This window comes from Pseudomonas sp. 05L36, from assembly GCF_056398125.1.
In genome coordinates this window covers 1-11,419 of the sequence record NZ_JBFTOU010000058.1, presented here as the reverse complement: position 1 = coordinate 11,419, position 11,419 = coordinate 1, and the positions used below count along the sequence as shown (strand labels likewise).

At 61.1% G+C, this 11,419-nt stretch carries 3 protein-coding genes; 2 read left to right on the top strand and 1 reads right to left on the bottom strand.

Annotated features, from left to right (window positions below):
• Positions 1–925, top strand: a 925-nt coding sequence (locus AC1DKH_RS29880) for a calcium-binding protein (RefSeq protein WP_477800175.1), incomplete at its 5' end; no start/stop codon positions are given.
• Between the two features lie 199 nt (positions 926–1,124).
• Here AC1DKH_RS29880 and AC1DKH_RS29875 read toward each other — a convergent pair.
• A complete protein-coding gene (locus tag AC1DKH_RS29875; protein ID WP_477800174.1) occupies positions 1,125–1,328 on the bottom strand; it encodes a hypothetical protein in 204 nt (67 codons plus the stop codon).
• Positions 1,329–1,969: 641 nt separating this feature from the next.
• Here AC1DKH_RS29875 and AC1DKH_RS29870 point away from each other — a divergent pair.
• On the top strand, positions 1,970–11,419 hold a 9,450-nt coding region (locus tag AC1DKH_RS29870; protein WP_477800173.1), incomplete at its 3' end, for a peroxidase family protein.

Sequence of the window (11,419 nt, the reverse complement as noted above, 5' to 3'; positions counted from 1 at the left end):
GTTTTTCGGCGGCAGCGGCGACTTTGCGGGCACCGGCAACGCGCTCGACAACACGATCGTGGGGGGGGCGGGTAATGACGTCCTCGTCGGTAACGCAGGTAACGACCTCATCATCGGTGGCGCAGGTGCCGACACGATGGCCGGCGGTGTCGGCAACGATGTCTACGAAGCCACCGAGCTTGGGGACGTGGTGAGCGAGCTTGGCGGTGAGGGTATTGACACGGCCTGGACCTCGCTCGGGAGCTACGTCCTGGGTGCCAACGTCGAAAACCTGTTTTTCGGCGGCAGCGGCGACTTTGCGGGCACCGGCAACGCGCTCGACAACGTGATCGTGGGGGGGGCGGGTAATGACATCCTCGTCAGTGCCGCAGGTAACGACCTCATCATCGGTGGCGCAGGTGCCGACACGATGAACGGCGGTGTCGGCAACGATGTCTACGAAGTCACCGAGCTTGGGGACGTGGTGAGCGAGCTTGGCGGTGAGGGTATTGACACGGTCTGGACCTCGCTCGGGAGCTACGTCCTGGGTGCCAACGTCGAAAACCTGTTTTTCGGCGGCAGCGGCGACTTTGCGGGCACCGGCAACGCGCTCGACAACGTGATCGTGGGGGGGGCGGGTAATGACGTCCTCGTCGGTGGCGCAGGTAACGACGTGATGAGTGGCGGCGTCGCCGGCAACGATATCTTCGCGTTTGCCCCAGGCTTCGGCAACGATACGATCCTGAACTTCGAAGCCAACCCGGCTGCAGGGCAGGACTTGCTCGATATCACGGGGATGGGGGTCACCAGCGCGGTGTTCGCGACCAACGTGAGCATAACGGCTGACGGGGCAGACACCGTGGTCGGGATCGGAGCGGACTCCATCCGCCTTGTGGGTGTCAACAGCGCGGCCGTTGATCAGACGGACTTCATTCTGGTCGTCTGAGGTCCTGGTCAGTACCGTCGCAGGAGGGCGGAACAGTAGAGGGGAGGGCAATGGATGCCCTCTCTTTCTCCTTCCACTCAATCGCCTCATGAATGCATTCGGTGTGGGTATTCAGGGAGGGCTGAATCGATCAGGGTTTTGCAGCGATAGCGATGATCATGGCGTTGCGAGCTGCTCTCGCATAATCGGAGACGTTTTTCTATTTTTCCGGCGTGAAATAGCTCTTTTCAATAGCTTCGCGGGTCGAGGCAATGATTTCCTTGTGAGTTCGTTCTTTCTCGACTGCTCGGGACAGGACTAGCGCTCCCACACATTGAGCGATGACGGCCCATGCCGCATCAGGGCTACCGAGACGATCGGCCCAGGCTTTCTGTATTTGCTTCAGGCCTTTTTCGACGGCCACCTGTACCTCCGGTTCGGCGCGCGCAATCTCTCCACCCAAGGCTGGAAGGACACAACCTTCTTCTGGATGAAGGACATGAAAGGTACTTGGGTCGTTACGCGCTACGACTTTATTCCTTTGCTTTATGCACTCCCGGCAGTAAGAAATAACATTTCGCTCTATACCTGCACTCAACTTCCTATATGTCTTTTAAAAACAGCTAGTTGTGAGGCCTAACACCGGTCGTCTGTTTTATCGACGTAAAATTGACAAAGATTTGCTATGGAACTTTAGTCTTAGTTATCGGGGGACCCGCCCGCCTGAAGCTTGCCATCGCTTTGGCAACGCAAGGCGCGGTGATTCTCCTGAGAGGAGCAGAATTATGTCGATCATTTCGTGCTTTTGCAGAGGGAAGGGGCTGTCCAGGACGTTCGCCTTCACTTCCAGATTCCATGGCCCGCCCAGGGCTCGAATCCGCTCTGCCTGATCGCCCGGCGAGCAATTCATTTCGCGAATTCCAGGCGTGTATCCCGGGTCCCGGGTAACGCCAGAGCTCTTGCAAAAAAACATAACCAACAAACTGCGCAAGCCAGCACTTGACTTGGCGCGGGAGGATTTTCTCGTCCCGTGCCTTTACCCAAATAGATCGAGGGCAATCCAAAATGGCCAATTTCAACAAGTCGGACCTGGAGTTCATCCTTAAACAAATCTTTATCGCAGAAGCGAATGCCGACGGCACCGGCCTCATTGATTTGCTTCCCAACACTCAGGTGCCATTCGGCCTGCGTACCGTCGATGGCAGCTTCAACAACCTGGTCACCGGCCAGAGTGAGTTTGGCACCGCGGACAATGCCTTCCCGCGCCTGCTCGATCCCTCGTTTCTGGATGCATACGCCGGGACAGGGTCGGTGACCGATCCGCAACCACGGATCATCAGTAACCTGATCGTCGACCAGACCGCCAATAACCCGGCGGCCTATGCCGCAGCGTTCGACCCGGGCCTGGACGGTGTGCTCAACTTCGGCGTGGTGGGTGCGGGTAATGACGACGTCCTCAAGGAAGGCGTACAGATAGTCACCAGCCCCGGGCTGGATGGCGTGTTCGGCACGGCCGATGACAAGGACGTGTTCTTCATGCCCAACGTGTCGCCGGACGTCGGCCTGACCGCCAGCTTCAACTCATGGATGACCTTCTTCGGCCAGTTCTTCGACCACGGTCTCGACCTGGTCACCAAGAGCGCTACCGACTTCGTGTTTATTCCGCTGCAACCGGACGATCCGTTGTTCGTAGCGGGCAGCCCGACCAACTTCATGGTGCTGCCACGTGCGGTGCGTACCGCCGGCGCAGACGGAGTACTTGGCACTGCCGATGATGGCCAGCCCAACACCACCTCGCCTTTCGTCGACCAGAGCCAGACCTACAGCTCGCACCCTTCGCATCAGGTGTTCCTGCGCGAGTACGTGCTCAATGCGGACGGCGATCCTGTTGCAACGGGACGCTTGATTACCAACCGCGATCTCGGCGCCGATGGTCTGTTCGGCACTGCCGACGACGGCAACGGCGAAAATGGCGGCATGGCGACCTGGAAGGTGGTCAAGGCGCAGGCCCGTGACATTCTCGGCATCAACCTGACCGACGCCGATGTACACAACGTACCGCTGCTGGCGACCGATGCTTACGGCAACTTCATCCGCGGGCCGAACGGCATGCCGCAGGTGGTGATTCGCATCAGTAACGGTGCTGACGGCATCGCCGGGACAGCTGATGACGTCACGCAACTGGTCGAAGGCAACCGGGCTGCTCCGATCAGTCTGGCCAGCGCCGTGAGCACCGGGCATGGCTTCCTCGACGACATCGCCCACAATGCCGCACCGGTAGTCGTCGGTGGGGTTCTGCAGGCGGATGCCGACATCGCTGTCGGCAATGCGCAGCCCGTTGGTCCGGGCGGCAACAACCTGACCTATGACAACGAACTGCTCGACGCCCACTACATTGCCGGCGACGGCCGGGTCAACGAGAACATTGGCCTGACCACCGTGCACCATGTGTTCCACTCCGAGCACAACCGCCTGGTCCAGCAAACCAAGGACACCCTCATAGCCGCCGGCGACCTGGCCTTCCTCAATGAGTGGCTGGCAGTCGACGTGGCCGCGATTCCGACTACACCCGCCGGGATCGCAGCGTTGGTGTGGGACGGCGAACGTCTGTTCCAGGCCGCCAAGTTCGGCACCGAAATGCAGTACCAGCACCTGGTGTTCGAGGAGTTCGCGCGGACCATTCAGCCGCAGATCGACGGATTCCTTGCGCCCAATGGATATGACACCTCGATCAACCCGGCAGTCCTCGCCGAGTTCGCCCATGTGGTGTACCGCTTCGGTCACTCGATGTTGACCGAGACCGTCGATCGCTTCGACCCCGCGTTCAATCCGCTCCTCACCAACCCGGCCAACCCGGACTCGCAACTGGGTCTGATCGCGGCCTTCCTCAACCCGCTGGCGTTCGCCGGCAGCGGGGTGACTGCGGACCAGGCGGCAGGGGCGATCGTTCGCGGTGTGACCCGCCAGGTCGGCAACGAGATCGATGAGTTCGTCACCGAAGCGTTGCGCAACAACCTGCTCGGTCTGCCGCTCGATTTGCCGGCCCTGAACCTGGCGCGTGGTCGCGACACTGGCATCCCCACCTTGAATGAGGCGCGGCGTGAGTTCTATGCATCAACCGGTGACAGCCAACTCAAGCCGTACATCAGTTGGGCTGACCTGGCGGACAGCCTCAAACACCCCGAGTCGCTGGTCAACTTCATCGCGGCCTTTGGTACGCATTCCTCGATCACGGCGGCGACCACGCTGGCAGACAAACGCGCTGCAGCCCTGGCGCTGGTACTCGGTGGTGCAGGTTCGCCGGCTGACCGCCTGGACTTCCTTAACAGCACCGGTGCCTATGCCAACGTAACGACGGCCGGTAAAGATGGGGTACCGGGTACTGCAGATGACCTGACGGGTGTGACGATCACGGGCGTCGACGACATCGACTTCTGGGTCGGTGGCCTCGCCGAACAGAAGATGCCGTTCGGCGGCATGCTCGGCTCGACGTTCAACTTCGTGTTTGAAACCCAGATGGAGGCGTTGCAGAACGGCGACCGCTTCTACTACCTGTCGCGTACCGCGGGCCTGAACTTCGGCACTGAACTGGAGAACAACTCCTTTGCCAAGCTGATCATGCTCAACACCGATGTCACCCACCTGGCGAACACTGTGTTCCTGACGCCGACGTTCACCCTCGAAGTGAATCAGGCCGCCCAGTTCACCGGCCTGGGCGTGGACAGCCGTGCCGATCCGACGGGCGGCATCATGATCAACGGCGTGGAAGTCGTGCCGCTGGTGATTCGCGACAACCCCGACACGGTGGGGCCGGACACCAATTATCTGCAGTACACCGGTGAAGACCATATCGTCATGGGCGGCACCGCCGGCAATGACATCATCATTTCCGGTGACGGCGATGACACCATCTACGGCGACGCCGGCAACGACCGCCTCGAAGGCGGTGCCGGGAACGATGCGGTACTGGGCGGCGCGGGCGATGACATCATCAGCGACTCGTTCGGCGACAACCGTCTGGAAGGCAATGCCGGTAACGATGTGATCGTGGTTGGCAGCATGCTTGCCGCAGGCAACCTGATCCTGGGTGGCGATGGTCAGGACTTCATCATCACCACCGAAGACATCAGCACCACCTTCGGCGGTCAGGGTGATGACTTCATCCTCGGCGCCAAGACCAACCTGCCACCGACCGGCAACGAAGGTGATGACTGGATCGAGAAGGGCACCCAGGACGGTGCGCCTGGCGATAATTTCTCGCCGTTGCTCAATGACGATGTGATCGGTAACGACATCTTTGTCGGTGGTGGCGGTTTCGACGAAATGATCGGCGAGGGTGGCGACGACATCTTCGTCGGCAGCGATGCCCAGGACAAGATGGACGGCATGTCCGGCTTCGACTGGGTCACCTACAAGAATGACAAGGTTGGCGTGACCGTTGACCTGAGCTTGGCCGCGTTGGCGCAGCCACACGGCAATGCACCCAACCAGAATGCCGGCGTGTTCAATCCGGTCGGCGCCTCGCCTGCCTCGATTCTTGACCGTTTTGCCGAGGTCGAAGGCTTGTCCGGTTCGAGTTTCGGCGATGTGCTCAAAGGCGATGATGTCGATGCAGTCACTATCGTCAACCACGGCGGTACCACGGGCAGTGCGCTGACCAATGTGGCATTGATCCGCGGACTGGACCAGTTCCTGGCCGATGCCGGATTGCCAACCACCGGTTTTGCCACTGGCAACATCATCCTCGGCGGCAATGGCAGCGACCTGATCGAAGGCCGCGGTGGCGATGATCTGATCGATGGCGACAAATGGATCAACGTCAGAATTGCCGTTTATGCCGCCGGCGACGTCAACCATACCGGCCCTGAGATCGCTACCTTCGACAGCATGGTCGATATGATCCCGCTCATGCTGGACCGCACCTTTAACCCTGGCCAGCTCAAGGCCGTGCGGGAAATCATGCCCGGTACCTCAACGGGTGGGGCGGCCTTCGACACCGCCATCTTCTCCGGGCTTCAGGCCGAGTATACGGTTACCGTTGACGACCGCGGCACGGCCACTTTGGCGGACGATGTCTATACGGTGACAGATAGCGTAGCGGGTCGCGACGGCACCGATACCCTGCTGCATATCGAACGCCTGCAATTCGCCGATGACCAGCTAGTGCTGGTGCCGGGGCAGAATGCCCAACCGGTTGGCAGTCCTACCGTCACGGATGGCAACGGCGGGGCGATAACGGTGGGCGACACGCTGACGGTCAGCGTGGCCGGGGTGCGCGATGGCAACAACATCGCGGCGGGTAATCCGCTGGGTACTCTCAACAACTCCTCGGTGTCATACATCTGGCAGTTCGAGGCCAATCCAGGCACTGGCGTATTCGAGGACATCATCCTGTTGCCGGCTGGCGACCTGGCGTTCCAAAGCGCCGATGGCACCGCGTTCAAGGTCTCTCCCGACCTCGCCGGGTTGTCGTTGCGGGTCAAGGCGATCTATCAGGACGGTCATGGCACCACGGAGATCCTGTTCTCCACGCCGACGGCTACCATAGTCGCCGGTGCACCGGTCACGCCAACGGCGGCGGTACCTGTAGTCGATGCCACCGCGGGTGGCGCGGGCCTTCACATGGTCCGTTCCGACCTCAACTTCATCCTCGACCAGATCAAGATTGCCGAGGCGGAAGCGTCCGGTCAGGACATCCTCTCGCTGATCCCGAACATCCGTGCGCCGTTGGGCCTGCGTGCAGTCGACGGGTCGAACAACAACCTGATGAACCTCAACGGCAACAATCACACCGAGTTTGGTGCCGCCGATAACGTCTTCCCGCGCTTGACCGATCCGGTCTTCAATCCGGCGGAAGCGGGAACGTCGTATGCGCAGAACAGCGGCCTTGTGATTGACTCGCAGCCGCGCACCATCAGTAACCTGATCGTCGATCAGACGGCGAACAACCCGGCGGCCTATGCCACGGCTTTCGACCCGGGCCTGGACGGTGTGCTCAACTTCGGCGCGGTGGGTAACGACGACGTGCTCAAGGATGGCGTACAGATAGTCGCCAGCCCCGGGATGGATGGACAGTTTGGTACCGCCGACGACCACAATGTGTACTTTTTCGAGAACACCGCGGCGGATGCGGGATTGTCTGCGCCGTTCAACGCCTGGATGACCTTCTTCGGGCAGTTCTTCGATCATGGTCTGGACCTGGTGACCAAAGGCGGTTCGGGCACCGTGTTCATCCCGCTGCAACCGGATGATCCGCTGTTTGTGCCAGGCGGCAACACCAACTTCATGGTGCTGACCCGCGCGACCAACCTGCCAGGGGCGGATGGCATTCTCGGCACGGCCGACGACATCCATGAGCAAACCAACACCACCACGCCGTTCGTGGACCAGAACCAGACCTACAGCTCGCACCCGTCGCATCAGGTGTTCCTGCGCGCTTATCAAATGACTGACAACGGCCCCGTAGCGACCGGCAGGCTGATCACCAACCGTGATCTGGGTGTGGATGGCTCGTTTGGTACCGCGGACGACGTCGAAATCGGTGGCATGGCGACCTGGAAGGTCGTCAAGGCACAGGCCCGCGACATCCTGGGTATCAACCTTACCGATGCCGATGTCGATAATGCCCCGCTATTGGCGACTGACGCCTATGGCAATTTCATCAAGGGGCCGAACGGCTTCCCGATGGTGGTGATGAAGGGTGTTGACGGTCTTGGCGGCACCGCGGATGACGTCCTTGTCGAAGGCAATCCGCTTGCTCCCCTTAACCTGACCAATGCTGTGCGCACCGGTCACCAGTTCCTCGTCGACATTAACAACAATGCCGCGCCGGTAATCGTCGGTGGGGTTCTGCTGGCGGATGCCGACACCATTGTCGGCAATGCGCAGCCCGCTGGCCCGGGCGGCAACAACCTGACCTATGACAACGAACTGCTCGACGCTCACTACATCGCCGGCGACGGCCGGGTCAACGAGAACATCGGCCTGACCGCGGTGCATGCGATCTTCCACTCCGAGCACAACCGCCTGGTCCAGCAGACCAAGGACACCGTGCTCGATTCGGGTGACGTAGCCTTCCTCAATGAGTGGCTGCTCACTCCGGTGAGCGCGTTGCCAGCCACCCAGGCTGAGTTCGATGCGCTGCTGTGGAATGGCGAGCGCTTGTTCCAGGCTGCCAAGTTCGGCACCGAGATGCAGTATCAACACCTGGTGTTCGAGGAGTTTGCGCGGACCATCCAGCCCAACGTTGACCTGTTCTTTGCACCGACCCAGGTCTACGACGTCGACCTCGATGCCTCGATCGTCGCCGAGTTCGCCCACACCGTGTATCGGTTTGGCCACTCGATGCTGACCGAGACCGTCGATCGCTACGACATCGATTTCAACGTGGTGGGCGATCCGGCCAGCGCTAATCCCGATCAGCAAATGGGCTTGATCGCGGCGTTCCTCAACCCGTTGGCGTACGCCGCCAGTGGCGTATCGCCAGAGGACGCGACCAGTGCGATCGTGCGCGGGTTGACGCGGCAAACCGGTAACGAAATCGACGAGTTCGTCACCGAGGCGCTGCGCAATAACCTGCTCGGCCTGCCGCTCGACCTGCCGGCGCTCAACATCGCCCGTGGCCGCGACGTGGGGATTCCCTCACTCAATGCGATCCGCCGCGACATCTACAGCCAAACCGGTGATACCCAACTCAAACCGTACACCAGCTGGGTCGATCTGGTGCAGCACCTCAAGCATCCGGAGTCGTTGATCAACTTCATCGCGGCCTATGGCACGCATGACACGATCACGGCGGCGACCACGCTGGAAGGCAAACGCGCCGCAGCCCTGGCACTGGTCTTCGGTGGTGTGGGTGCGCCGGCTGACCGCCTGGACTTCCTCAACAGCACCGGTGCCTTTGCCAACGTAACGCTGCCCGGCACGGATGGCGTGGTGGGCACTGCCGACGACCTGAAGGGTGTGACTATCACGGGTGTCGATGCCATCGACCTGTGGATCGGCGGCCTGGCCGAAGAGAAAACCCCGTTCGGCGGCATGCTCGGCACGACCTTCAACTTCGTGTTCGAGAACCAGCTGGAAAAACTGCAGGACGGCGACCGCTTCTACTATCTGGAGCGTACGTCTGGCCTGTCGATGAATGCGGAACTTGAAAGCAACTCGTTCGCCAAGCTGATCATGGCCAACACTTCGGCCACGCACTTGCCGGGCCTGGTGTTCTCGGATCCGGGGTTCTATCTGGAAGTGGACCAGGGCAGGCAGTTCAACGAAGGCCTGGTCACCGTCGACCCGCTCGGCCCGAACGGCGAGCAGGTGGTGTTCCGCGACAACCCGCTGACAGTGGGGGCGGACACCAACTACATCCGCTACAACGGTGCCGAGCACATCGTGCTGGGTGGCACAGACAACGCAGACATCCTCATCTCCAGTGAAGGCGATGACACAGTCTGGGGGGATGGCGGCAACGATCGCATCGACGGCGGTGACGGCAACGACCAACTGCGCGGTGGTGCCGGTGACGACATCATCACCGACACCGGTGGCGACGATAACATCCAGGGTGGCGACGGCAACGACGTGCTGCACGGAGGCAACGGCATCAACCTGATCATTGGCGGGTTCGGCAACGACTTCATCGTGACCGGTGAGGACGCCTCCGAGGCCATTGGTGGCCAGGGTAACGACTTCATCCTGGGCAGCAAAGCCAACGAACAGGACATGGGTAACGAAGGCGACGACTGGATCGAGAAGGGAACTTCGGACGGTGCTCCTGGCGACAACTTCGACCCGCTCGGCAACGATCCGGTAATCGGCAACGATGTATTCGTCGGCGGCAACGAGAACGACAAGTTCAACGCCGAAGGCGGCGACGACATCATGGTCGGCAGTCTCGGCATGGGTGACCGCTATATCGGCGGCTCCGGCTATGACTGGGCAACCTTCAAGGATCTCGCCCAAGGCGTGACCATCGATTACAGCGACCGCTTCTTCGATGTGCCACCGATGCCGGGTTCGGGAGCCTCGGCGCTGGTTCGTTTCGACATCATGGAAGGTCTGTCGGGTTCGTCCCACGGTGACTTCCTGCGCGGTGATAACGAAGATGCGACATCGCTACCCACCGCGGGTGCAACCGGCAGTGTGCTGACCAACATCAGCCTGATCAACGGTCTGGCGGGTCTGCTGCCAGTCGGAGCGACGATCTTCGACGGCGGCAACATCATCCTCGGTGGTAGCGGCAGCGACCTTATCGAAGGCCGCGGTGGTGACGACATCATCGATGGTGACAAGTGGCTGAACGTACGCATCAGCGTACGGGCAAACGCTGATGGCACTGGCGCGGAAATCGCCACGTTCGACAGCATGGCGCCGATGGTTCAGGCAATGCTGAACGGTACTTACAATCCGGGCCAGCTGGTCATCGTGCGGGAGATTCTGACCGGCACTGACAGCTTCGACACCGCGGTGTTCTCCGGTAATGCGTCGGAGTACAGCGTCGCTGTCGATGGCAACGCCGTCATCGTGACCGACCTGGTGGCCGGGCGTGATGGCGTCGATCGCCTGACGGGCATCGAGCGTCTGCAGTTCGCAGACCAGGCGCAGGCGTCCGGCGTCGGCACCGCATTGAACAGCGGTCCTGTGGGGCGTCTGGCGATCCTCGATGCCACCACCGGTGCGCGTACCGATGCGCCTGTCGCCGGCCAACTGTTGCGCGTCAGCGATCAGTCGATACGCGATGCTGACAGCGTGAGTGCGGCCAATCCGACCGGCGCGGTTACCGGTCCGGTGGCTTACTACTGGCAGGTCGAAAACGTTGCGGGCTCGGGTGTCTTTGAAGACATCACCTTTTTCGCCGCTGGCGAGGTATCGCGGGCAACCGGCGCCACCTATCTGGTGGCGGACGATGTCGCCGGTCTGAACCTCCGCGTTCGGGCGGTGTATCAGGATGCCCAGGGTACGCTGGAGATCGTCGATTCTGCGGGGAACAGCGTAGCGACCGCAGGGCCGACCATCCTCGGGCTTGCGTTTCTGAACGAGGTGTTGACCGCCGACCCGTCGACCATCGTCGACGTCGATGGCCTCAGCAATCCGCAGTTCACCTTCCAGTGGCAGGAGACCAATGGGGTCACCTTCGTCGACATCGCCGGAGCCACCGCTAGCACGTTCACGCTTGGCCAGACTCAGGTCGGCGATCAGGTGCGCGTGGTGGTCAGTTACGTGGATGACTTCGGTACGGCCGAAAGCATTGCGTCCGACGCTACGGCCCCGGTGGCCGCCGGTACTCTGTTTGTCGGTACCGCCGGTGTCGACATATGGACCGGCACGGCATTCGACGACATTGCCAGCGGAGGTGCTGGCAACGACATCCTGAGCGGCTTGGGCGGCAACGACATCCTCAATGGTGACGCGGGCAATGACATTCTCATCGGGGGTACGGGTGCCGACACGATGGCCGGCGGTGTTGGCGACGATGTCTACGAAGTCACCGACCTTGGGGACGTGGCCTTGGGGACGTGG